The organism is Polaromonas glacialis (assembly GCF_000709345.1).
Classification (GTDB): domain Bacteria; phylum Pseudomonadota; class Gammaproteobacteria; order Burkholderiales; family Burkholderiaceae_C; genus Polaromonas; species Polaromonas glacialis.
The window spans coordinates 1,444,546-1,468,127 of sequence record NZ_KL448323.1; the positions used below are offsets into that span (position 1 = coordinate 1,444,546).

The 23,582-nt window shown below is 64.7% G+C and carries 17 protein-coding genes; 12 read left to right on the forward strand and 5 right to left on the reverse strand.

Annotated features, from left to right (window positions below; all coding sequences use genetic code 11):
* Positions 1–54: 54 nt before the first annotated feature.
* On the reverse strand, positions 55–4,098 hold the full coding sequence (gene purL / locus EC86_RS0107275) for a phosphoribosylformylglycinamidine synthase (RefSeq protein WP_029525006.1): 4,044 nt from the start codon (positions 4,096–4,098) through the stop codon (positions 55–57).
* 230 nt (positions 4,099–4,328) lie between these two features.
* On the opposite strand from purL, the gene map reads away from it, so the two are divergent.
* Positions 4,329–5,162, forward strand: a complete 834-nt coding sequence (gene map, locus EC86_RS0107280; RefSeq protein WP_029525007.1) for a type I methionyl aminopeptidase — start codon at positions 4,329–4,331, stop codon at positions 5,160–5,162.
* A gap of 71 nt (positions 5,163–5,233) precedes the next feature.
* Positions 5,234–7,828 carry a [protein-PII] uridylyltransferase gene (locus tag EC86_RS0107285; protein WP_029525008.1) on the forward strand — a complete coding sequence of 865 codons (2,595 nt, stop codon included), beginning with the start codon at positions 5,234–5,236 and terminating at the stop codon, positions 7,826–7,828.
* A gap of 486 nt (positions 7,829–8,314) precedes the next feature.
* Here the strand turns inward: EC86_RS0107285 and def are convergent, their stop codons facing one another.
* Positions 8,315–8,854, reverse strand: a complete 540-nt coding sequence (gene def, locus EC86_RS0107290; protein ID WP_029525009.1) for a peptide deformylase — start codon at positions 8,852–8,854, stop codon at positions 8,315–8,317.
* Here def and EC86_RS0107295 point away from each other — a divergent pair.
* A complete protein-coding gene (locus EC86_RS0107295; protein ID WP_029525010.1) occupies positions 8,853–9,335 on the forward strand; it encodes a YbaN family protein in 483 nt (160 codons plus the stop codon). The genes def and EC86_RS0107295 overlap by 2 nt on opposite strands.
* Here the strand turns inward: EC86_RS0107295 and ligA are convergent.
* From ligA to smc, 3 genes are all read right to left on the reverse strand, one after another.
* Positions 9,321–11,654, reverse strand: coding sequence for an NAD-dependent DNA ligase LigA (gene ligA / locus EC86_RS25980; RefSeq protein ID WP_232229837.1), 2,334 nt, complete (start codon positions 11,652–11,654; stop codon positions 9,321–9,323). The genes EC86_RS0107295 and ligA overlap by 15 nt on opposite strands.
* A gap of 68 nt (positions 11,655–11,722) precedes the next feature.
* Positions 11,723–12,811 (reverse strand): cell division protein ZipA C-terminal FtsZ-binding domain-containing protein, encoded by a 1,089-nt coding sequence (locus EC86_RS0107305; RefSeq protein ID WP_029525012.1) that lies wholly within the window; start codon positions 12,809–12,811, stop codon positions 11,723–11,725.
* 14 nt (positions 12,812–12,825) lie between these two features.
* Complete coding sequence (gene smc, locus EC86_RS0107310; protein WP_029525013.1) at positions 12,826–16,371, reverse strand: chromosome segregation protein SMC; 3,546 nt, start codon at positions 16,369–16,371, stop codon at positions 12,826–12,828.
* A 192-nt stretch (positions 16,372–16,563) separates the two neighbouring features.
* On the opposite strand from smc, the gene EC86_RS25985 reads away from it, so the two are divergent.
* The 9 genes from EC86_RS25985 to prmB all read left to right on the forward strand — a co-directional run bounded on the left by EC86_RS25985 (position 16,564) and on the right by prmB (position 23,575).
* The gene (locus tag EC86_RS25985) at positions 16,564–16,815 is read left to right on the forward strand and encodes a hypothetical protein (protein WP_156955258.1); all 252 of its coding nucleotides are present in this window, start codon (positions 16,564–16,566) and stop codon (positions 16,813–16,815) included.
* A complete protein-coding gene (locus EC86_RS0107315) occupies positions 16,784–17,065 on the forward strand; it encodes a hypothetical protein (protein ID WP_029525014.1) in 282 nt (93 codons plus the stop codon). Before EC86_RS25985 ends, EC86_RS0107315 begins: the two co-directional genes overlap by 32 nt.
* A gap of 239 nt (positions 17,066–17,304) precedes the next feature.
* A complete protein-coding gene (locus EC86_RS27635) occupies positions 17,305–17,481 on the forward strand; it encodes a BrnT family toxin (protein ID WP_408633915.1) in 177 nt (58 codons plus the stop codon).
* Positions 17,441–17,707, forward strand: coding sequence for a BrnA antitoxin family protein (locus EC86_RS0107320; protein WP_029525015.1), 267 nt, complete (start codon positions 17,441–17,443; stop codon positions 17,705–17,707). Before EC86_RS27635 ends, EC86_RS0107320 begins: the two co-directional genes overlap by 41 nt.
* A gap of 38 nt (positions 17,708–17,745) precedes the next feature.
* Positions 17,746–18,954 carry a succinyldiaminopimelate transaminase gene (gene dapC, locus EC86_RS0107325; RefSeq protein ID WP_029525016.1) on the forward strand — a complete coding sequence of 403 codons (1,209 nt, stop codon included), beginning with the start codon at positions 17,746–17,748 and terminating at the stop codon, positions 18,952–18,954.
* Positions 18,955–18,964: 10 nt separating this feature from the next.
* Positions 18,965–19,792: a 2,3,4,5-tetrahydropyridine-2,6-dicarboxylate N-succinyltransferase gene (dapD, locus tag EC86_RS0107330; RefSeq protein WP_029525017.1), complete on the forward strand. Its 828-nt coding sequence runs from the start codon at positions 18,965–18,967 to the stop codon at positions 19,790–19,792.
* A gap of 302 nt (positions 19,793–20,094) precedes the next feature.
* Entirely contained in the window at positions 20,095–21,243 is a 1,149-nt protein-coding gene (locus tag EC86_RS0107335; RefSeq protein ID WP_029525018.1) for a PilT/PilU family type 4a pilus ATPase, read from the forward strand.
* Between the two features lie 218 nt (positions 21,244–21,461).
* Complete coding sequence (gene dapE / locus EC86_RS0107340; protein ID WP_029525019.1) at positions 21,462–22,682, forward strand: succinyl-diaminopimelate desuccinylase; 1,221 nt, start codon at positions 21,462–21,464, stop codon at positions 22,680–22,682.
* Complete coding sequence (gene prmB / locus EC86_RS0107345) at positions 22,679–23,575, forward strand: 50S ribosomal protein L3 N(5)-glutamine methyltransferase (RefSeq protein ID WP_029525020.1); 897 nt, start codon at positions 22,679–22,681, stop codon at positions 23,573–23,575. The genes dapE and prmB overlap by 4 nt, the downstream gene beginning before the upstream one ends.
* Positions 23,576–23,582 lie beyond the last annotated feature (7 nt).

A 23,582-nucleotide genomic window follows, 5' to 3' on the forward strand; every position in this document is an offset into this window, starting at 1 on the left:
GCGCAAGCAGCTATCTAAACAATAGCAGCTTGCCCCGTTTTCAAAACTACCTGTTCAGCCGACCCACTGGCGCGCGTTGTGCCACAGCTGCATCCACGGGCTGGCATCGCTCTTGTCCAGGCTTGTCCAGCTCATCTGCACATTGCGAAACACCCGCTCGGGGTGCGGCATCATCGCCGTGAAGCGGCCGTCCGCCGTAGTGACGGCTGTCAAGCCGCCGGCGCTGCCGTTCGGATTGGCCGGATAGGCTTCGGTCGGCTGGCCGTGATGGTCGGTGAAGCGCATTGCTGCAATCGCGGTTGACGCATCGCCCCGGTGGGCGAAATTGGCATAGCCCTCGCCGTGCGCGACGGCAATCGGCAGGCGCATGCCCGCCATGCCGGCAAAGAACAGGCTCGGCGAATCCAGCACCTCGACCATCGACAGGCGCGCCTCGAAGCGCTCGCTGCGGTTGGTCGTGAAGCGCGGCCAGGCCCCGGCGCCGGGAATGATGTCGGCCAGTTCGGCAAACATCTGGCAGCCATTGCACACGCCCAGTCCGAAGGTGTCGCTGCGGCCGAAGAAACCGCCGAACTGCTCGGCCAGCGCCGGATTGAAGGTGATCGAACGTGCCCAGCCAATGCCCGCACCCAGCGTGTCGCCGTAGCTGAAGCCCCCGCAGGCGACAATGCCGGCAAAGTCGGCCAGCTGGGCGCGGCCGGTCTGCAGGTCGGTCATGTGAACGTCGATGGCCTCGAAACCGGCTTGCGTGAAGGCGTAGGCCATTTCCACATGCGAATTGACGCCCTGCTCGCGCAATACCGCGACTTTCGGGCGGGACAGCATCAGGGCCGGGGCGCTGACTTCGCGCACGGTTGGTGGCAGGAACACATGCAAACCGGGATCGGCGGAATCGCCTGCGGCGGCATGCTCGGCGTCGGCGCCGGCCGGGTTGTCGCGCTGCTGGCAAATCTTCCAGCTCACGGCGTCCCAGACCTGGTGCAGGTCCTGCAGCGGGGCCTTGAAGACTGTTTTGGTGTCGCGCCAGACCCGGACTTCACCCTTGCCGACTTCGAGCGACGCATGCGCCGGCCGCGTCTTGCCGATGAAATGGCTGAACTTGGACAAGCCGTGCGTGCGCAGCGTCTGCATCACGTCATTGCGCGCATCGGTCCGCACCTGGATCACCGCGCCCAGCTCTTCATTGAACAACGCCTTGAGCGTCAGCTCGTCGCGCCGGCCGCTGACCTGCGACGCCCAGTTCTTGCTGTCGCCCATCTCCATGCGGCTGTCGCTGATGCCATCGCCCTCGACCAGCAGCATGTCGATGTTGAGCGACACGCCGACATGGCCGGCAAACGCCATCTCGCAGGCGGTGGCGAACAGGCCGCCGTCGCTGCGGTCGTGGTAGGCCAGGATCTGGCCCTGCGCGCGCAGATCATTGACGGCGTTGACCAGGTTGACGAGGTCTTGCGGGTCGTCCAGGTCGGGCACTTCGCCGTCTTCCAGATTGAGCGTTTGCGCCAGGATGGAGCCGCCCATGCGCTTTTGTCCCTTGCCCAGGTCGATCAGGATCAGGGTGGTGTCGGCTTCCACCGTGTTCAGCTCGGGCGTAAGCGTTCCGCGCACATCCGCCAGCGTGGCAAAGGCGCTGACGATCAGCGACACCGGCGAGATGACTTTTTTGGCCGCGCCATCGTCCTCGTCCTCGTCCTCGTCCTTCCAGACGGTGCGCATCGACAGCGAATCCTTGCCAACCGGAATCGACACACCCAGCGCCGGGCACAACTCCATGCCCACGGCCTTGACGGTTTCATACAGCGCGGCGTCCTGGCCCGGCTCGCCGCAGGCGGCCATCCAGTTGGCTGACAGCTTGACGCGCGCCAGCTCGATCGGCGCGGCCAGCAGGTTGGTGATGGCCTCGGCCACCGCCATGCGGCCCGAGGCGGCGGCGTTGACGGCGGCCAGCGGCGTGCGTTCGCCCATGCTCATGGCCTCGCCGCCAAAGCCCTGGTAGTCGGCCAGCGTCACCGCGCAGTCGGCCACCGGCACCTGCCACGGGCCGACCATCTGGTCGCGGTGCGTCATGCCGCCCACGGTGCGGTCGCCGATGGTGATCAGGAAACGCTTGGACGCAACGGTCGGGTGGCTGAGCACGTCGATGCAGCTTTTTTGCAGGTCCACGCCAGTCAGGTCGATCGGCTTGATGGCGCGCGCCACGCTGGTCACGTCGCGGTGCATCTTGGGCGGCTTGCCCAGCAGCACGTTCATGGGCATATCGACGGGCGCGGCGTTGCCGTCGTCCGACAGCATCAATTGGCGCTCTTCCGTCGCCACGCCGATCACCGCGAACGGGCAGCGCTCGCGCTCGCAAAAAGCCTCGAACTGCGCCAGCGACTCGGGGGCAATCGCCATCACGTAGCGTTCCTGGCTTTCGTTGCTCCAGATTTCCTTGGGCGACAGGCCGCTTTCTTCCAGCTTCACGGCGCGCAAATCGAAACGCGCGCCGCGACCGGCGTCGTTCACCAGCTCGGGAAAGGCGTTGGACAGCCCGCCCGCGCCCACATCGTGAATTGCCAGAATCGGATTGGCCAGCCCCAGCTGGGCGCACTGGTTGATGACTTCCTGCGCGCGCCGCTCGATTTCCGGATTGCCGCGCTGCACCGAATCAAAGTCCAGATGCGCCGCGTTAACGCCCGACGCCATGGAACTGGCCGCACTGCCGCCCATGCCGATGCGCATGCCGGGGCCGCCGAGCTGGATCAACAGCGTGCCGGCCGGGAACAGGATCTTGTGCGTCAGCCCGGCGTCAATCGTGCCGACGCCGCCGGCAATCATGATCGGCTTGTGGTAGCCCCAGCGCTGGCCGGCCACGGTCTGCTCGTACTCGCGAAAGTAGCCGTTCAGGTTGGGCCGGCCAAATTCGTTGTTGAAGGCCGCGCCGCCCAGCGGGCCCTCCGTCATGATCTGCAGCGGGCTGGCGATGTGGCCGGGCTTGCCGTAGTCGCCGTCAAACAGTTTGGACACCGTGAAACCGGTCAGGCCTGCCTTGGGCCTGGAGCCGCGCCCGGTCGCGCCCTCGTCGCGGATTTCGCCGCCCGCGCCGGTCGAGGCGCCGGGGAAGGGGGAAATCGCCGTCGGGTGGTTGTGCGTCTCGACCTTCATCAGCACATGCGTCAGCACGTCGTCCATGGCGCTATAGCTTTGATAGCTGCTTGCGCTCATCCCATCTGCGGAAGAGGCCGATTTTGCATAAAAACGCTGAATTTTTGCGCCTTCCATGACCGAAGCGTTGTCGGAATACGCGACGACGGTGTGCTGCGGGTTCAACTGCTCGGTGTTGCGGATCATGCCGAACAGGCTCTTGTCCTGGAGCGCGCCGTCGATGGTGAAGTCGGCATTGAAGATCTTGTGCCGGCAATGCTCGCTGTTGGCCTGCGCGAACATCATCAGCTCGACATCGGTCGGGTTGCGCTGGAGCTGGGTGAAGGCCTGGACCAGGTAGTCGATCTCGTCGTCGGCCAGCGCCAGGCCGAATTCGCTGTTGGCCTGCGCCAGCGCGTCTTTACCACCGCCAAGCACGTCGATGGTCTGCAGCGGCGCGCCCTGCAGTTCGGTGAACAGCCCCGCTTCGGCCTGTGCCCGGTCGGCGACCACGCTTTCCGTCATGCGGTCGTGCAGCAGCGCCGCGACCTGCTCACGCTGGGATTCGCTCAACACAGCTTTGCTGAAAAATCCGGACTTGAGCGTCACGCGGTATTCGGTGAGGCGCTCGATGCGCCTGACTGCAAGCCCGCAGTTGTGGGCAATGTCGGTGGCTTTCGACGCCCACGGCGACACCGTGCCAAAGCGCGGCGAGACGATGAACGGCAAGCTGTCGGCGGCGCCGGCGGCAGGCTGATCGCAAGGCTCGCCGTAGCGCAGCAAGGCCGCGAGGCTGGCGCTGAGGTCGGCCGAGGGCGCTGCCTCGGTGGCCACCAGATGCACGAACCGGGCGCTGATGCCGACGATCTTGTCGTGGATGGCTTGCAGGCGGGGCAGGAGTTGCTGGACGCGAAAATCGCTCAGGGCACGGATGCCGTGGGCGTCGCCCTCAAAAGTCGTCAGGTGCAGGGTCACGGTAGCGGTGGCCTTTTGAATTGGAAAGTGGTGGAGGCAGCCGGCAAGCTGTCTTTTGTCGAATCTGGGGCGCCCTGCTGAAAAAAACTTTCCAGGCAAAAGGCCAAAATCCGCGAGGTTTGCGTCAGCCGGCGATTTTATCAGCGCACCGGCCGGGCTTGGTCGCGCCGCCAAAACCCCTGCGGCCCAGGATAAAAACACGCGCCGGACTCCGGTGGGATAATTCCGGCATGAGTATTACTATCAAAGATGCAGCCGGTATTGAAGGCTTGCGCGTGGCCGGCAGGCTGGCTGGCGAGTTGCTGGACTACCTGACGCCGTTCGTCAAACCCGGCGTGACCACCAACGAAATCAACCAGCTGGCGCACGACTACACCATCAATGTGCAAAAGGCGATTCCGGCCACGCTCGGCTATGGCCCGCCCAGCTACCCGCCCTACCCCAAGTCGCTGTGCACCTCGGTCAACCACCAGGTGTGCCACGGCGTGCCCAACGACAAGCCGCTGAAGAAAGGCGACATCGTCAATTTGGACGTCACCGGCATCAAGGACGGCTGGCACGGCGACAGCAGCCGCATGTTCCTGGTCGGCGACTGCTCGATTGCCGCCAGGCGGCTGTGCCAGGTTACCTACGAAGCCATGTGGCACGGCATCATGAAGGTCAAGCCCGGCGCGCGCCTGGGCGATGTGGGCCATGCGATCCAGACGTTTGCCGAAAAAAGCGGCTACTCCGTGGTGCGTGAATTTTGCGGCCACGGCATTGGCCAGAAGTTTCATGAAGAGCCGCAGGTGATGCACTACGGCCGCCCCGGCACCATGGAGGAACTCAAGCCCGGCATGGTCTTCACCATCGAGCCGATGATCAACATCGGCAAGCGCGACATCAAGGACGGCCCCGAAAAAGACGGCTGGAGCATCGTGACGCGCGACCATTCGCTGTCGGCGCAGTGGGAACACATGGTGCTGGTCACCGAGACCGGCTACGAAGTGCTGACGCTGTCGGCCGGCAGCCCGCCGATTCCGGATTTCGTGCCGCAGCCCTCGCGCGAAAAAACCGCCGCCTAATTCCGTCCCTGACCCCGGTCTCCCTGGCGGGACCGCCTTTTTCGATCCTTTCACGGTCAGGCCCTGCCTTCATGACTGAACTGACTCCCTTTCGCGAACAATACAGCGCTGGCAAGGCGGGCGTGCTTGCCGCGCTGGCCGGCAGCGGCGCCTCGACCCGGGGCATTCACGGCCAACTGCAAAAGCTGGGCCGGCTGACCGACACCACCTTGCGCCGGCTGTGGCAACTGGCCGGGTTTCCGCCCGAAGCCTGCCTGATCGCGGTGGGCGGCTTTGGCCGGGGCGAGCTGTTTCCGCATTCCGATGTCGATGTGCTGCTGCTGCTGCCCGACGACGTCGTCGATGTCGAGGACAATCCGGCCCTCAAAGCCAGGGTAGAAGGCTTCATCAGCAGCTGCTGGGACTGCGGGCTGCAAATCGGCTCCAGCGTTCGCACGGCGGCCCACTGCGTCGAGGAAGCGGCCAAGGACGTCACCGTGCAGACCTCTCTGCTCGAAATGCGGCTGGTGACCGGCTCGGCCGAAAGCTACCAGCGTCTGCAGGCGCAGCTGGACGCGATTCTTGATCCCAAGGCGTTTTTCATCGCCAAGACGCTGGAAATGCGCCAGCGCCACAACAAGTTTGAAAACACGCCCTATGCGCTGGAGCCCAATTGCAAGGAGTCGCCCGGCGGCCTGCGCGACCTGCAGGTGGTGCTGTGGGTAGCGCGCGCCGCCGGCCTGGGAAAATCCTGGGACGAGCTGGCCCGAAATGGCCTGGTCACCACCTTCGAGGTCCGGCAGATCAAGGCCAACGAGGCCTTGCTGAGCCTGATACGCGCGCGCCTGCACATCATTGCCGGCCGGCGCGAAGACCGGCTGGTGTTTGACCTGCAGACGGCGGTGGCCCAGTCCTTCGGCTATTCCGCCACCGCCGACGATGGCAGCAAGCTGCCGCGCCGGGTCAGCGAAGCGCTGATGCGCCGCTATTACTGGACGGCCAAGGCAGTCACCCAGTTGAACCAGATCCTGCTGCTCAACATTGAAGAGCAGCTCAGCCCGTGCAACTATCCGCTGCGCCCGCTCAATGAGCGCTTCTTTGACAAGGCCGGCATGCTCGAAGTGGTCAGCGACGACCTCTACCTGCGCGAGCCGCACGCGATCCTGGAAACCTTCCTGCTGTTCGAAACCCACGTCGGCATCCGGGGCCTGTCGGCACGCACCCTGCGCGCGCTCTACAACGCCCGCGGGATGATGAACGCCAAGTTCCGCAGCGACCCGGTCAACCGGGCGACCTTCCTGCGCATCCTGCAGCAGCCCGAAGGCATCACCCATGCCATGCGGCTGATGAACCAGACCTCGGTGCTGGGCCGCTACCTCTGGGTGTTTCGGGGCATCGTCGGGCAGATGCAGCACGACCTGTTCCACGTCTACACGGTGGACCAGCACATCCTGATGGTGCTGCGCAACATGCGGCGTTTTTTCATGGCCGAGCATTCGCATGAATACCCGATGTGCTCGCAACTGGCCGCAGGCTGGGACAAGCCCTGGATTTTGTACATTGCCGCGCTGTTCCACGACATTGCCAAGGGACGCGGCGGCGACCATTCCGAGCTGGGTCGCAAGGAAGTGCGCGTTTTCTGCCGCCAGCACGGCATTGCCGCCGAAGACACCGGGCTGATCGAATTCCTGGTAGGCGAACACCTGAGCATGAGCCGCGTCGCCCAGAAGCAAGACCTGAGCAGCCCGGAAGTGATCGCCGCATTTGCAAAAAGAGTGGGCAACGAACGCTACCTGACGGCGCTGTACCTGCTCACCGTGGCCGACATTCGCGGCACCAGCCCCAAGGTCTGGAATGCCTGGAAAGGCAAGCTGCTCGAAGACCTCTACCGCTACACGCTGCGCGTGCTGGGCGGCCGCGCGCCCGATGCGGCCGCAGAGATCGAGGCGCGCAAGCGCGGCGCACTGACGCTGCTGGCCCTGCATGCCGAGCCATTCCAGGCCTACAAGGCGCTCTGGGACACACTCGACGTGAGCTATTTCATGCGCCACGAGGCCGCCGACATTGCCTGGCACGCGCGCCACCTGTCGCGCCACATCGGCAAGGCGGTGGTGACGGTGCGCGTGCGCCACTCGGCGGCCGGCGAAGGCATGCAGGTGCTGGTCTACACGCCCGACGCGCCCGATCTGTTCGTGCGCATCTGCGGCTTTTTTGACAAGGCCGGCTTCAGCATCCTCGATGCCAAGGTACACACCACCAACAACGGTTTTGCCCTGGACACCTTCCAGGTGACCAGCGAGCCGCTGGAGGAGCACTACCGCGAACTGGCCACCATGGTCGAGGTGAACCTGGGCCGCATCCTGGAAGAAAAAGGCCCGCTGCCACCGCCCAGCAAGGGCCGGGTGTCGCGCCGCGTCAAGAGCTTTCCCGTCACCCCGCGCGTTGATTTGCGGCCGGACGAGAAAGCCCAGCGCTGGCTGCTCAGCGTGTCGGCCAGTGACCGCGTCGGCCTGCTCTACCTGATCGCCCGGGTGCTGGCCAGGCACCACATCAACGTCAAGCTGGCCAAGGTGACCACGCTGGGCGAGCGCGTCGAGGATACCTTCCTGATCGACGGGCCGGAGCTGCAGCACAACAAGGCGCAGATCGCGATTGAAACCGAGTTACTGCAGGCGCTGAACGACTAGGGTTTGGAACACCCCCATCGCAAGATGGTTGGCACACCCCCATCGTCGTTACTTCGTGTACTTCCTTTCCCCCTTGCAGGGGGCGACGCCTGGCATCCGGCAAAGCCGGCCTGCTCGCGTCCGCTTGTGACGGGGCAATCCGATCCCGCTTCCGAATCCCACCCGTTCTGGCCGGGCCTGCGCTGTGCTGAAAAAACGGGATCAGGGCGGCGCGCTGTTTGAGCGAAGCGAGTTTGCGCCGCCCCCCGTTTTTTCAGCACAGCGCAGGTTGCCCGTAGCGCAGCGAAGGGACCCGGACTGCGGGTCGCCTTTCTTTGCTTACTTTCTTTGGCGAAGCAAAGAAAGTGAGTCGCCTGCCGGGCGAGACCGGCCAGCTCAGGCCAGCACCGCCGACCACGGCCCGACAAAGCGCAGTCTTGGGAGTTGCCGCGCTACGCGCGCGATAACGAAAGTCGATAGCGTGTCGTTTAGCGATTTCCCGCTCAGTCAGTCGTCGGCCTCAGCGTCCAGGCCCGGAAACAGCACTTCGGTGTAGCCGAACTGGCTCAGGTCGCGGATGCGCATCGGGTAGAGCTTGCCGATCAGGTGATCGCACTCATGCTGCACCACGCGCGCATGAAAACCGTCGACTGTTCGGTCGATCGGGTCGCCGTACTGGTCGAAACCGGTGTAGCGGATGCGCGAAAAACGCGGCACCATGCCGCGCAGGCCGGGCACCGACAGGCAGCCTTCCCAGTCGCTTTCCTCCTCCACGCCCAACGGCGTGATCACCGGATTGATCAGCACGGTGCGCGGCACGACCGGCGCGTCGGGGTAGCGCGGGTTGAGCTGGTCGCTGCCAAAAATCACCACCTGCAGGTCCTCGCCGATCTGCGGCGCGGCCAGGCCGGCGCCGTTGACTGACTGCATGGTGTAGAACATGTCCGAGATCAGGACATGCAGCGCATCGGTGTCGAAGGCTGCCACGGGCCGGGCGATGCGCAAAAGCCGCGCATCGCCCATTTTGAGAATTTCACGAATGGTCATGTCCTCAAGCATAGCGGCTGGCGGCACAATCGTGACCATGCCCGCCGAACCGCCAGTGAAACAAAACATAGCATCGCGTAAGCCCGCGTTGCCTGCAGCCGCGCGCTGGTGCCTGCTGGCGCTGGCTGTCGCGAGCCTCGGCCTGGGAATTCTGGGCCTGTTTCTGCCGGTGCTGCCGACGGTGCCTTTCGTCCTGCTGGCGGCCTGGGCGGCTGGACACAGTTCACCTCGGCTGTCTTACTGGCTGAAAACCCATCCCCGGTTTGGCGCCCACATCACCGACTGGCAGCGGGCCGGCGTGGTGCGCAGGCGCGCCAAGTGGACCGCCACGGTGGCCATGGCCGCCAGCGCCGTCGCGACGTGGCTGCTGCTGGGCGACCACTGGGCTGCGCTGGCAGCGGTGGCGTTCATGGCTTGCGTGCTGGTCTGGCTGTGGCTGCGTCCCGAGCAGGCGACGCGCGGAAACTCAGGCCGGCGGTGAACCCAGCAGCGCCAGCAAGGCGGCTTCATCGATCACCGCGACGCCCAGCGCCTGCGCCTTGACGAGCTTGCTGCCCGCCTCTGCGCCGGCCACGACGTAATCGGTCTTCTTGCTGACCGAACCGGCGACCTTGCCGCCTGCGGCCTCGATCCGGTCCTTGGCTTCGTCACGGCCCAGGTTGGGCAGGATTCCGGTGATCACGAAGGTCTTGCCCGACAGCGGCTTGGGCGCAACGAAGGCGGGTTCGCCCTCTTCCCAGGTCACGCCGCAGGCGCGCAACTGCTCCACGACTTCGCGGTTGTGCGGCTGGTCAAAGAAGGTGCGGATGCTTTTGGCGACGATGGGGCCGACGTCGGCCACTTCGAGCAAAGCTTCCTCGCTCGCGTCCATGATGCGGTCGAGCTGGCCAAAATGGCGGGCCAGCGCCTTGGCAGTCGCCTCGCCGACATGCCGGATGCCCAGCCCGAAGACAAAGCGCGGCAGGGTGGTGTGCTTGGACTTTTCCAACGCGGCCACCAGGTTATTGGCCGATTTTTCGGCCATGCGGTCCAAGCTGGCCAGCGATGTAAAACCCAGCTTGTAAAGGTCAGGCAGCGTGCGGATGACGCCCGCATCGACCAGTTGCTCGACCAGTTTGTCGCCCAGCCCCTCGATCTCGACCGCGCGCTTGTGCGCAAAGTGCAGGATCGCTTCCTTGCGCTGGGCGGCGCAGAACAGCCCGCCGGTGCAGCGGTAGTCGGCCTCGCCCTCTTCCCGGACCGCGTCCGAGCCGCAGACCGGGCACTGGCGCGGCATGGTGAACTGCGGCGCGTCAGGCACCCGGCGCTCCAGCAGCACGCTGACCACCTCGGGAATCACATCGCCGGCGCGGCGCACGATGACCGTGTCGCCCAGGCGAACATCCTTGCGCCGCGCCTCGTCCTCGTTGTGCAGCGTGGCATTGGTCACGGTCACGCCGCCGACGAACACCGGTGCCAGCTTGGCCACCGGCGTCAGCTTGCCGGTGCGCCCGACCTGGATGTCGATACCCAGCACCGTGGTCAGCTGCTCCTGCGCCGGGTACTTGTGCGCCACCGCCCAGCGCGGCTCGCGGCTGACAAAACCCATCTTGCGCTGCAACGCCAGGCTGTTGACCTTGTAAACCACGCCGTCGATGTCATACGGCAACTGGTCGCGCTGCTGGCCGATGGTTTGATGAAACGCTATCAGTTCTGTAGCGCCTTGTGCAAGCCGGGTCTGCGCGGCGACCGGAAAACACCATGATTTCAGGGTTTGCAGCAGTTCAAAATGGGTTTCGAACACCGGGCCGCCTTCCTCGGGCGGCGTGATCTCGCCCACGCCATAGGCGAAAAAGCTCAGGCGCCGGTTGGCGGCAATCGCCGGGTCCAGCTGGCGCACGCCGCCGGCCGCCGCGTTGCGCGGGTTGACGAAGGTCTTTTCGCCCCTGGCGCCCTGCGCAATCTTTTGGCGCTGGCGCTCGTTGAGCGCTTCGAATTCGTCGCGGCGCATATAGACTTCGCCGCGCACTTCCATCACAGCAGGAATCGAAACGACAGGCACGGGGCCAATTGAAGTGGCCGCAGACTCGCTTTGCGCGTCGGGGCCGCGGAACCGGCTTTGCCGGGCCGCAGGCGCAGCGGTCCCCTCGGGGCTGAAGGCTGCGGCTCCGAGCCCGCCTGCGCGGGCCTGGACAGACTGAAGATGCGACGCCTCAGGCGGCGTGGCGCCCTGCAAGGGCAGCGCAGTATGCGAAGCGACAAGCGTGGGGGCAACAATCCTGAGCGGAATCTGCCGGATGGTGCGGATGTTCTGCGTCACGTCTTCACCGACTTCACCGTCACCGCGCGTGGCGGCCTGCACCAGCACGCCGTTTTCATAGCGCAGGCTCATCGCCAGGCCGTCGAACTTGAGTTCGGCCACGTACTCGACCGGCGGGTCGGACTCCTTCAGCCCCAACTCCTTGCGCACGCGGGTGTCGAAATTTTTGGCGCCGCTGGCCTCGGTGTCGGTTTCGGTGCGGATGCTGAGCATCGGAATGCGGTGGCGCACCGTGGCGAACTGGCCCAGCGGCTTGCCGCCGACGCGCTGCGTGGGGGAGTCCGGGGCGAGCAGTTCAGGATGCGCCGCTTCGAGCGCCTGCAGCTCCCGGAACAGCCGGTCGTACTCGGCGTCGGGAATGCTGGGCTCGTCGAGCACGTAGTAGCGGTGCGCATGCAGGTCGAGTTCGGCGCGAAGGGCTTTGATGCGCTCGGGCGCCGGCACGGCTGGCTGCGGCTCGGGCTGCGGCAATGGCTGGGCGAACATGTCTGGAGTGGCCATGGGAATGTCGGTGCTTGAAAAAAATCGGCCGCCTCAGGCAGCCGGAAAATGATCCAGGAATCAGGACATTATGAAAACAGCCGCCGGCCCAGCGCCGAGCCGGCCGACAGTTCACGCGCGTCCAGGCGGTCGTAAAGCTGCTCCAGGTCCGCATGGATCGCCTCCATGGCCTCGGGCCTGACCAGGATGGCGTTGTCGTCGATGATCACGCCGTCCATGCTGCCCGCCAGAGCAATGGCAATCTCGCACATACGGGCAAAAGGCGCTTCACCGCGCAGCACCTGCGGCACGTCCAGCGACAGCGTCAATTCATACAAAGCGGTCTGTTCGGGGTCTTCGGCCTGGGCGGCCTGCGAGTCAAAGCTCAGGCCCAGGATCGGGCCGTGCTGGCCCGGCTGGCTGGCCGGCAGCAGCATGCGGCCGGGCGTCGCCGAGGGAACGAAGCCCTGGCCGGCCGCGCATTGCTGCACATAGCCCGGACTCCAGGCGGTCTTGACGGCGCGCAGCTTGAAGCTCAGCTGCGCATCGTGCGCACTGGCGAACTGGTCGAGTTCCCTGGCCCGGGCCACTTCGCCCTGCATTTCCGCAAACTCCACTTCGCCGCCAATGGCATCCGTAAAAGCCTGCGTCTTCATGACAAATTCGGAGTATTCAATCGCGTTCAGGGCGCCGGTGCGGTTGGCCAGCTGGACACCGCACTGAAAGGCACTGTAGCGGTAGCCAGCGGCGGGAATTTCCCATTCGCGGCCGTCTTGGCGCAAGCCCTCGACGGCAAAAGGCTTGCTGCCCACCCGGCGCGTGCCAGGCATGGCGGCCAGCGCGGCTTCGCCCGATACCGGCGACTCCAGCGTGATGGGCGCCACTGCATCAATCAAGATGTCGAGCACCGCTTTTCTCTCGGGCGTGGTGAGCTGGGTCAAGGCCGCCAGACCGGAATCGACGTCAAAGCTCGGCTCGTGCCGCTCTGGCTGGCCGTCAAGCCCGCTCATCTGAAAGCCGTCGTCCGGCGCTTGCAAGGGCATGGGCTCCGGCTCAACCGCTGGCTTGGGCGTGGCTTGCTTGGGCAGGTTCTTGCGTGCGGACCAGGCGCCATGGGCAACGATGCCGACCAGGACCAGGCTGCCACCAACCGCCAGACTTATTTGTAATGTGCTCATGATCTTTGATGGGTTCAGGCTATTTCGGCAAGACTCAGGGCGGCCTGCATGTCAACGGCGACGATGCGGGACACGCCCTGCTCCTGCATCGTCACGCCAATCAGCTGCTCGGCCATTTCCATGGCAATCTTGTTGTGGCTGATGAATAAAAACTGGGTTTGCTTGCTCATGCTGGACACGAGTTTGGCATACCGTTCGGTGTTGGCGTCGTCCAATGGTGCATCGACCTCGTCGAGCAGGCAAAACGGCGCCGGGTTGAGCTGGAAAATCGCGAACACCAGTGCAATCGCGGTCAGCGCCTTTTCGCCGCCAGATAACAGGTGGATAGTCTGGTTTTTCTTGCCCGGCGGCTGCGCCATGACCTGCACGCCGGCGTCCAGGATTTCCTCGCCGGTCATGACCAGCCGGGCATTGCCGCCGCCGAACAGCTCGGGGAACATGCGGCCAAAGTGGCCATTGACGGCGTCAAACGTGCTGGAGAGCAAATCGCGTGTTTCCATGTCGATCTTGCGAATCGCGTCTTCCAGCGTCGTCATGGCCTCGTTCAGGTCGGCCGACTGCGCATCGAGAAACTGCTTGCGTTCCCGCGCAATGCTAAGTTCGTCGAGCGCGGCCAGGTTCACCGCGCCCAGCGCGTGGATGTCGCGCTGAATGCGGTCGATTTCGCCCTGCAGCCCGCTGATGCGCACATTGCCGGACTCGATGGACGCCTGGACCGCCGGCAGATCGGCCTGCGCGTCAAGCAGCAGCTGGGCATATTGCTCGAAGCCCAGCCGTGCGGCCTGCGCTTTCAGCTGGAATTCGGTGATGCGCTGGCGCAGCGGTTCGAGTTCGCGTTCCAGCACGGCGCGGCGCTCGTCGCTGCTGCGCAGCCGGTGGGTCAGGTCGTCGTACTGGCTGCGCTGGGCCAGCAGCTCGGCTTCGCGCACCATTTTGGCATTCAACGCGTCCTGAAGCCCGCCCTGCGCCGCAGCATCGGTCAGCCGCGCCAGTTCGTCCCGGGCGCGGCCTTCCTCGGCGGCAATCGACGACGCCTGGGCTGCGGCAATGGCGATGGAGCGCGCCAGTTCCTCGCGCCGCGCGGCCAGGGTGCGCAGCGCAAACTGCGCTTCCTGCAGTTGCCGCTCCAGCGTGCGCTGCTGCTCGCGCGATTCGGCACGCCGGCGCTCGGCGGCAATCACCCGGTCTTCCAGCTGGGCATGGCGCTCCTGGCTGTCGGCCAGCTGCATGTCGAGTTCCTCAAACCGGCCCTCGGCGGTGATCTTGCGCTCCTGCAATTCCTCAAGCTGGGCCTCGATCTCGGCGAGGTCGGCCTGGAGCTGCTGACTGCGGGCGCGCGCCTGCTCGGCCAGCTGGCTCAAGCGCAGCACTTCGACCTGCAGCGCATGGCTCTGGTTCTGCGCTTCGCCCGCTTCGCGGCGCGCCGCCGCCAGGCGCTGGCTGGCTTCGAGGTAGCAGGCTTCAGCGCGGGCCAGCGTGGCCCGCGCTTCCTCGCTGATCAGCACCTGCGCACGCAGGCTTTTTTCCAGGTTGTCGATCTCCTGCGCACGCGCCAGCAGGCCGGCCTGCTCGGAATCGGGCGCATAAAAACTCACGCTGTGCTTTGTGATGGCATGGCCGCCCATGACATAGATCGTCTCGCCCGGCTCCAGCCGGTCGCGCGCAGCCAGTGCATCGTCCAGCGTGGGCGCGGTGAAGCAGCCGTCCAGCCAGTCGTCCAGCAGCGCCGACAGAGCGGCATCGTTCAGGCGAAGCAGCTCGGCCAGCGGCTTGAGAGTGAGCGCCGACTGGGCGCGGGCTGGCGCGGCGGCCTGTGGCGGCGTGTAGAACGACAGCTTGGCGGGCGGACCTTGCGCCTGGCCGCGCGCGTCGGTTCCGGCAAAACCGCGCACGATGTCGAGCCGGCTGACTTCCAGCGCGCCCATGCGCTCGCGCAGCGCGGCTTCCAGCGCGTTTTCCCAGCCCTGCTCGATGTGCAGGCGACTCCACAGGCCCGGCAAATTTTCAAGGCCGTGCCGGGCCAGCCAGGGCCTGAGCTTGCCGTCGGTCCTGACCTTTTCCTGCAGCGCCTTGAGCGCTTCGAGCTTCGCCGACAGGTCGGCGCGCCGGGCCGATTCGGCATTGGCCGCCTGCTGAAGGGCGCGCCGCGCATCGTCAAGCTGCGGCACGGCTTCGGTCAGTTCCTGCAGGCAGGCCTGCGCCACGGCCTGCGCTTCGCGGGCATGGTCCAGTTGCGAATTCAGGCTGGCCAGCCGCGCCTCGTCGGGTGCATCGAGCGCCTTGCGGTCCGCCGACAGGCGTTCATGGCGCAGGCCGAGCATGCGCAGCTGCTCTTCAACATGGCGCTGCTCGGCGGCCAGCACCTGGAGTTGCTGCTGCACCTGCGTCACGCCGGCGCGCTGCGCATTCGCCGTCGCCTGGGCCTGGCGCAGCGCTTCTTCAAGCGCCGGCAGCTGGTCCTGCTGCTCCTCAAGCTGCGCGGCCAGAAGTTCGGCCTTTTCCTCGGCGTCAAAGCTTTGCCCGGCCAGGCTTTCAGACTCGACCGCCGCATCTTCGCCGCGCGTGGCCCATTGCGCGGATTGCTCTTTCAGCTGAACCAGGCGCTGATCGACGCGCAGCCGGCCATCGACCACGAAGCGGATTTCCGCCTCCAGCCGCCCCACCTCGGCGCTGGCCTCGTACAGTTTTCCCTGCGCCTGGTTGACCTGGTCGCCGGCTGCATAGTGCGCCTGGCGGATGGTTTCCAGGTCGGCCTCGACATGGCGCAGATCGGCCACGCGGCTTTCCAGGTCGTTGACCGATTTTTCGGCCTCCAGCCGGACCCTGGTCTGGTCGGCCTCGCTCTCGGTGCGCTTCAGGAACCACAGCTGGTGCTGCTTCAGGGTGCCGGCGGCCTGCAGCGTGTTGTAGCGCAGGGCGACCTCAGCCTGCTTTTCGAGCCGCTCCAGGTTGGCATTGAGTTCGCGCAGGATGTCTTCCACGCGGACCAGGTTTTCGCGCGTGTCGCTCAACCGGTTGGCGGTTTCGCGGCGGCGCTCCTTGTACTTGGACACGCCGGCGGCTTCTTCCAGGAACAGGCGCAGTTCCTCGGGCTTGGATTCGATGATGCGGCTGATCGTGCCCTGGCCGATGATGGCGTAGGCGCGCGGCCCCAGCCCCGTGCCCAGGAACACGTCCTGCACGTCGCGGCGGCGCACCGGCTGGTTGTTCAGGTAGTAGCTCGACGTGCCGTCGCGCGTCAACACCCGCTTGACGGCGATTTCTTCGTACTGGCCCCACTGGCCGCCGGCCCGGTGGTCGGCATTGTCGAACACCAGCTCCACGCTGGCGCGGCTGGCCGACTTGCGGGTGGTGGTGCCGCTGAAGATCACGTCCTGCATCGACTCGCCGCGCAGTTCCGACGCTTTGGATTCGCCCAGCACCCAGCGCACGGCATCCATGATGTTGGACTTGCCGCAGCCGTTGGGGCCGACCACGCCGACGAGCTGGCCGGGCAGCTGGAAATGCGTCGGGTCGGCAAAGGACTTGAAACCGGCTAACTTGATCGAATTGAGACGCACGGCTGACCTGTGTTGTTGAGCCTGGGGCTAACGCGTTGATGCTTTTGACGCTTGTGAACCCGCAGCGCCATCGGTAGGCGGCACACGGCCTGTGATGTTACCCGAGCGACGTGCGGTTTTTAACCGCCGCCAGCGCCTTCATGCGCTCTGTCAGCTCCGCATAATCTGACGACACCCTTGGATCCCGGAACCATGACTGAAAAATCCCTCTTTTCCTCGCACGGCATCAAAGACAACCACACCCGGGGCAAAGTTGCCGATTTTCTGGAACAGAGCCAGCTCAACTGGGGCTACTACGAAGTTCAGCCGCAAATGTTGGAATCACTTCCCATTCCTGCTGCCAGCAACGAGCAAATCGCTGTTATTGAATGCATTCTGGAAACCATCACTGCTGGCACCCGCCGCCCCGACTATGAACGCCTCCCTCAACGGCCTGGTCTATGAACTCTTCTTCCCCGAAGACCTGCACGCCCAGAACATCCGCCTGTTCGACGCCTGCGCCGCCGCCGGCATCCGCACGGGCATGAACGCCCAGGCCGTGGCCGCCGCCCTCTTCGCCCCCGGCCATCCGGTGGCCGCCCAGTTGGCCCGCCTGCAAACGCTCGCCGTCGTGCGCCTGATCGAAAACCAGCCGACAGCCCCGGAACCAGCCCCGGTTTATGAACTAAATCAGCCGCTTGCGCACGCTGCATAAGCACAAGCAGCTATTAAATTCATAGTAATTCATTCGCTTGGCCGTTTGTGCCACAGGCTGTGGCACAAATAGGGCAACAGCAAGGCATTGATGATCAAGTTCTTCCCTCGCTGAAAAACTAATTAATTAAATGTACAATTAATTCATGCAGATTGAGTTTGACCCTGCCAAGCAGCAAAACACCTTAAGCGCGCGGACTTGACTTTGCGCGGGCTGCCGAAGTATTTGCCGGCAATCACCTGACGCGGCAAGATGAGCGCCAAGCCTATGCCGAGACGCGCTACCAGACGGTGGGATGGCTCGATGGCCGGCTGGTGATGATGGTCTGGACTCCGCGCGGCGCGGCACGCCGCATTATTTCCATGAGGAAAATCAATGAACGCGAAACTCAAGCCATCGGCGCCCGCCTGGACTGACCCCGACGACGCACCGGAAATTACCGACCAGTGGGTGGCCGAGGCCGACTTGTTCAAAGGCGACAAGCTGGTGCGCCGGGGCCGGCCGGTCGGCAGCACCCAAGCGTCGGTGAAGCGGCCCACGACCTTGCGCCTGGATGAAAGCGTGCTGGCGCGCTGGCGCGCTTCGGGCAAGGGCTGGCAAACGCGTGCAGCCGAGTTATTGGCCGCGCACGCGCCCAAATAGGTCAACCTGAAAAGGTCTGTCAGGGATAATCGCGCCCCATGAATCCCCTGCTTTCCCGCCTTCAGCCTTACCCCTTCGAGCGGCTGCGCCAGTTGCATGCCGATGTCACGCCGAATCCGGCCTACCAACCCATCAGCCTGGGCATCGGCGAGCCGCGCCACGCCACGCCGCAGCTCATCAAGGATGCGCTCGTCGGCAGCCTGGCCGGGCTGGCGAGCTACCCCGGCACGCTGGGCGAGCTCAAATTGCGGCAAACCATGAGCGACTGGCTGGCCCGGCGCTATGGAGGCTTGACCGTCAACCCGGCGACGCAGATCCTGCCGGTCAACGGCTCGCGCGAGGCGCTGTTCGCGCTGGCGCAGACGGTGATCGACCCGAGCCGGCCGGGCGCGACGGTGATCAGCCCCAACCCGTTCTATCAAATCTACGAAGGCGCGGCGCTGCTGGCCGGCGCGCAGCCCTGGTTTGCGCCTAGCGACCCTGCCCGCAACTTCGGCATCGACTGGGCCGCCGTGCCCGCAGCCGTGTGGGAAAAAACCCAGCTGCTGTTTGTCTGCTCGCCGGGCAACCCGACCGGCGCGGTCATGGGGCTGGATGAATGGGAACTGCTGTTCAAACTCAGCGACCAGTACGGCTTCGTGATTGCATCGGACGAGTGCTACAGCGAGATTTATTTCCGCGACGAACCGCCGCTGGGCGGATTGCAGGCCGCTAGCCAACTGGGCCGGCATGACTTCAAGAATTTGATTGCACTGACCAGCCTGTCCAAGCGCAGCAACGTGCCCGGCCTGCGCAGCGGTTTTGTCGCGGGCGACGCGGCCATCATCAAGTCGTTCCTGCTCTACCGCACCTATCACGGCAGCGCCATGAGCCCCATCGTTCAGGCCGCCAGCATCGCCGCCTGGGCCGACGAGGCGCATGTGGTTGACAACCGCGCCCAGTACCGCGAAAAGTTCGCGCAGGTCACGCCGCTGCTGGCCGAAGTGATGGACGTGCGCCTGCCCGACGCCGGCTTTTACCTGTGGGCGGCCGTGCCTGAGGCGTTCAAGGGTTCGGACACGGCGTTCTCGCGGGAATTGCTGGCTCTTTACAATGTCGTCGTGCTGCCGGGCAGTTACCTGGCGCGCGATGCGCAGGGCCACAATCCCGGCGCCGGCCGAATCCGCTTGGCGCTGGTGGCGCAAACCGCCGAATGCGTCGAAGCCGCCCAACGCATCGTCCAATTCATTCAATCCAAATCTCTCTGAAAAACTCAAAATGACACAAGACAACCTGCAAGCCATCATCGACGCCGCCTGGGAAAACCGCGCCAACCTGTCGCCCACCGCCGCGCCCCAGGAAGTGCTGGACGCCGTCGAGCAGACGATTTCCGAACTCAACAACGGCCAGTTGCGCGTCGCCACCCGCCAGGGCGTGGGCCAGTGGACGGTTCACCAGTGGATCAAGAAAGCCGTGCTGCTGAGCTTTCGCCTGAAGGACAACGAACTCATGCGCGCCGGCGAACTGGGCTTTTACGACAAGGTGCCGACCAAGTTCGCGCACCTGAGCGAGCAGGAAATGCGCGCCACCGGCGTTCGCGTGGTGCCGCCCGCCGTGGCGCGCCGGGGCAGCTTCATTGCCAAGGGCGCGATCTTGATGCCCAGTTACGTCAACATTGGCGCCTATGTCGATGAAGGCACGATGGTTGACACCTGGGCCGCCGTGGGTTCGTGTGCGCAGATCGGCAAGAACGTTCATCTGTCGGGCGGCGTCGGCATTGGCGGCGTGCTGGAGCCGATGCAGGCGAACCCGACCATCATCGAGGACAACTGCTTCATCGGCGCGCGCTCCGAAATCGTCGAAGGCGTGATCGTCGAGGAAAACTCGGTGATCTCGATGGGCGTGTACATCGGCCAGAGCACGCCGATTTACGACCGCGAACTTGATACCGTGAGCTACGGCCGCATTCCGGCGGGCTCGGTCGTGGTGTCGGGCAACCTGCCCAAGGCCGGCGGGAAGTACAGCCTGTATTGCGCTGTCATCGTCAAGCGCGTGGACGCAAAAACCCGCGCCACCACCAGCCTGAACGACCTGCTGCGGGACTGATGGCCCCCACGCCTGCCACTGCGTGTGCTGCGCTGCCCCCCCCCGAGGGGGCCGCTGCGCCTGTGGCCCGGCAAAGCCAAGTGTGTTGCCCCCACTGTCGCCCACTGCGTGTGGCTCCCTGCCCCCCACGGGGGCCGTTGCGCCTGTGGCCCGGCAAAGCCGGTTCCACGGCCCTGGCTGGTGGGGACTTGCCCCCACGCTTGTCGCTTTATCCAATGCGCTGCCCTTTGAGGGCCGGTTTTTCCTGGGGCCGCCTGACGCTGACCACCATAATGTCTCAACGTCATAACGAAAGCTGAACCATGAGCACGATGGAAAGAATTCTGCGGCTGATGGTCGACAAGAAGGCGTCTGACGTTTACCTGTCGGCGCACTCGCCTGCCATGATCAAGATCAACGGGCAGTCCATCCCGATCAATGCGCAGATTCTGCCGGCCGATGCCACGCGCTCGCTGCTGGCCGAAGTGCTGCCGCCCGCGCGGATCGAGGAACTCGATGAAATCGGCGAACTCAACATGGCGCTGCAGGTGAAGGGACTGGGCAATTTCCGCATCAGCGGTTTTCGCCAGCGCAGTACCTATGCAGCGGTGATCCGCTACATACCGAACAAGATTCCGGCGCTGACCAGCCTGAACCTGCCGCCGCTGCTGGGCGAGCTGATCATGGAAAAGCGCGGCCTGATCCTGATGGTGGGCGCGACCGGCGCCGGCAAAAGCACCACGCTGGCCTCGATGATCGACCAGCGCAACGAAACCACGACGGGCCACATCCTGACGATCGAGGACCCGATCGAGTATTACTTCACCAACAAGAAATCGGTCGTCAACCAGCGCGAAGTCGGCAGCGACACCCAGTCGCTGCAGGTGGCGCTGAAAAATGCGCTGCGCCAGGCGCCCGACGTGATCTTGATCGGCGAGATCCGCGACCGCGAAACCATGTCGGCGGCGATTGCCTATGCGCAGTCGGGCCACCTGTGCCTGGCCACCATGCATGCCAACAACAGCTACCAGGCGCTCAACCGCGTGTTGAGCTTCTACCCGGTCGAAGTGCGGCCGACCCTGCTCGGCGATCTGGCGGCCGCGCTGAAGGCGGTGGTTTCCCAGCGCCTGCTGCGCAGCCTGAGCAACGAGCGGGTTCCTGCTGTGGAAGTCATGCTCAACACCAAGCTGGTGGCCGAGCTGATCGAAAAAGGCGACTTTTCGGGTGTCAAGGAAGCCATGGAAAAATCCATGGCGGTCGGCTCGCAGACCTTCGAGCAGCACATCGCCAGGCTGATCACCGAAGGCACGGTGACGCGCAAGGAGGGCCTGGCCAATGCCGATTCGCCGACCAACCTGATGTGGCGGCTGGAAAACGACTTCACCGCAGGCAAGGCCAAGGCCGACAAGTCCGGCATCGACCCGGATGACGAACCTTCCTTTACCGAGATCACCTTCGACGTGAGGCACTAAATGTGGCCCCCACGGTCGCCCACTGCGTGTGGCTCCCTGCCCCCCGAGGGGGCCGCTGCGCCTGCGGTCTGGCGAAGCCAGTCCCGCGGCCCTGGCTGGCTTGGAACTGCAGCCTCCAGGCGTGTCGCTTCGCGCACTGCGCTGCCCCCCACCCGAGGCTGCTGCTGTTGTCACGTTTCTCACTTTAGGCCGATCAGGCAGCGACTACATACACAACCATGTCCCGAACACTCCACCTTGCCGAGCAACTGATTTCCCGCGCTTCGGCGACGCCCGACGATGCCGGCTGCCAGGACATGCTGATCGCGCGGCTCGCGCCGCTGGGTTTCAGCTGTGAAACCATCGTCAGCGGACCCGAGCACTTCCGGGTCACCAACCTGTGGGCGAAATTTGAGGGTTTTAGCCCTTCTGCGCAAGCTGCGCCTGCGCAAGCAGCTATTGAATCCATAGCAAAGTCAGTTTCGGCCACTACCCGCGTCAAGACGCTGGTGTTTGCCGGCCATACCGACGTGGTGCCGACCGGTCCGCTGGAGCAGTGGCACAGCCACCCGTTCACGCCCAGCCACCGCGCGGGCAAGTTGTACGGGCGCGGCGCGGCCGACATGAAAACGTCGATTGCGGCCATGGTGGTGGCGGTCGAGGAATTCCTGGCAGCGCATCCCCGGCCGGCGCTGTCGATGGCCTTCCTGATCACCAGCGACGAGGAAGGCCCCGGCATCGACGGCACGGTCGTCGTCTGCGAAAAGCTCAAAGCCCGTGGCGAGGTGCTCGACTACTGCATCGTCGGCGAACCCACGTCGGTCAAAAACCTGGGCGACATGATCAAGAACGGCCGGCGCGGCACATTGAGCGGCAAGCTCACGGTCAAGGGCGTGCAGGGCCATATCGCCTATCCGCACCTGGCGAAGAACCCGATCCACCTGTTCGCGCCCGCGCTGGCCGAACTGGTGGCCACGCAGTGGGACACTGGCAACGACTTCTTTCCGGCGACCAGCTGGCAGGTGTCCAACCTGCACGCGGGTACCGGCGCGACCAACGTGATTCCGGGCGATTTGGTGGTGGACTTCAATTTCCGCTTCTGCACCGAATCGACACCCGAAAGCCTGCAGCAGCGGCTGCTGGCGATTTTGAGCAAGCACCAGTTCGAATACGACCTGAAATGGACGCTGGGCGGCCTGCCCTTCCTGACCACGCCCGGCACGCTGGTCGATGCGGTGCGCGGCGCGATTCTGGCCGAGACCGGCCTGCAGACCGAACTGTCCACCACCGGCGGCACCAGCGACGGCCGCTTCATCGCCAAGGTTTGCCCGCAGGTGATTGAACTCGGGCCGGTCAACGCGACCATTCACCAGATCAACGAATGCGTGGCGGTCAGTGACATCGATCCGCTCAAGAACATCTACAAGGGCGTGTTAGAGCGCCTGGAGGGCCTGGCATGACGACAACTCCCGCTCCGACCGTGACCGTGCTGGAGGTGATTGAGCGGATGGCTGACCGGCTGGACGCCGCCGGCCTGAGCTTTGCCGACGGCTACGGCCAGGGCACGACCAATGCGTTCGACGAAGCCGCCTGGCTGGTGTTGTGGAAGCTCGGGCTGGAACTGGACGACCTGGAATCGGTCGAAAACCGGCCGGTGTCGCCCGAGGACCAGGCGCAGGTCGCCCTGCTGGTGGACCAGCGCATCCGCACGCGCAAGCCCGCCGCTTATTTGACGAACGAGGCGTGGCTGATGGGCGTGCCGTTTTATGTCGATGAGCGCGTGATCATTCCCCGCTCATTGATTGCCGAGCTGCTGGATGACGGCAGCATCGACGACTGGCTCAGCGACGAAACGCAGCGCGTGCTCGATTTATGCACTGGCAACGGCAGCCTGGCCGTGCTGGCCGCCATGACGTATCCGGAAGTGGTGGTCGATGCCGCCGACATCAGCCTTGATGCACTGGCGGTGGCGCGCATCAATGTGGAACGGCACCAGTTGGCCGGGCGCATCACGCTGATCGAGTCGGACGGCCTGGCCAACTGCCACGGGCCTTACGACCTGATCTTGTGCAACCCGCCCTATGTAAATGCCGCCAGCATGGCCGCCCTGCCTGCTGAATTCAAGGCCGAACCCGGCCTGGCGCTGGCTGGGGGCGCCGACGGCATGGACTTCATTCGCGGCCTTTTTCTGACCATTGCCCCGCAAATGAACGAAAATGCCGTCCTGGTGCTGGAAATCGGCAACGAGCGCGAGAATTTTGCACGCGCTTTTCCGCACCTAGAGCCGCTCTGGTTTGAAACCAGCGCCGGCCCTGACCAGGTTTTGCTGCTGACGCGGGAACAGCTGGCCTGATCCCTGC

Excerpts from the sequence above, each read along its gene's own strand:
- map (WP_029525007.1), top strand. The coding sequence starts at position 4,329 with ATGAGTATTACTATCAAAGATGCAGCCGGTATTGAAGGCTTGCGCGTG.
- EC86_RS0107285 (WP_029525008.1), top strand. The coding sequence starts at position 5,234 with ATGACTGAACTGACTCCCTTTCGCGAACAATACAGCGCTGGCAAGGCG.
- EC86_RS0107295 (WP_029525010.1), top strand. The coding sequence starts at position 8,853 with ATGTCCTCAAGCATAGCGGCTGGCGGCACAATCGTGACCATGCCCGCC.
- def (WP_029525009.1), bottom strand. The coding sequence starts at position 8,854 with ATGACCATTCGTGAAATTCTCAAAATGGGCGATGCGCGGCTTTTGCGC.
- ligA (WP_232229837.1), bottom strand. The coding sequence starts at position 11,654 with ATGGCCACTCCAGACATGTTCGCCCAGCCATTGCCGCAGCCCGAGCCG.
- EC86_RS0107305 (WP_029525012.1), bottom strand. The coding sequence starts at position 12,811 with ATGAGCACATTACAAATAAGTCTGGCGGTTGGTGGCAGCCTGGTCCTG.
- EC86_RS25985 (WP_156955258.1), top strand. The coding sequence starts at position 16,564 with ATGACTGAAAAATCCCTCTTTTCCTCGCACGGCATCAAAGACAACCAC.
- EC86_RS0107315 (WP_029525014.1), top strand. The coding sequence starts at position 16,784 with ATGAACGCCTCCCTCAACGGCCTGGTCTATGAACTCTTCTTCCCCGAA.
- EC86_RS0107320 (WP_029525015.1), top strand. The coding sequence starts at position 17,441 with ATGAACGCGAAACTCAAGCCATCGGCGCCCGCCTGGACTGACCCCGAC.
- dapC (WP_029525016.1), top strand. The coding sequence starts at position 17,746 with ATGAATCCCCTGCTTTCCCGCCTTCAGCCTTACCCCTTCGAGCGGCTG.
- dapD (WP_029525017.1), top strand. The coding sequence starts at position 18,965 with ATGACACAAGACAACCTGCAAGCCATCATCGACGCCGCCTGGGAAAAC.
- EC86_RS0107335 (WP_029525018.1), top strand. The coding sequence starts at position 20,095 with ATGAGCACGATGGAAAGAATTCTGCGGCTGATGGTCGACAAGAAGGCG.
- dapE (WP_029525019.1), top strand. The coding sequence starts at position 21,462 with ATGTCCCGAACACTCCACCTTGCCGAGCAACTGATTTCCCGCGCTTCG.
- prmB (WP_029525020.1), top strand. The coding sequence starts at position 22,679 with ATGACGACAACTCCCGCTCCGACCGTGACCGTGCTGGAGGTGATTGAG.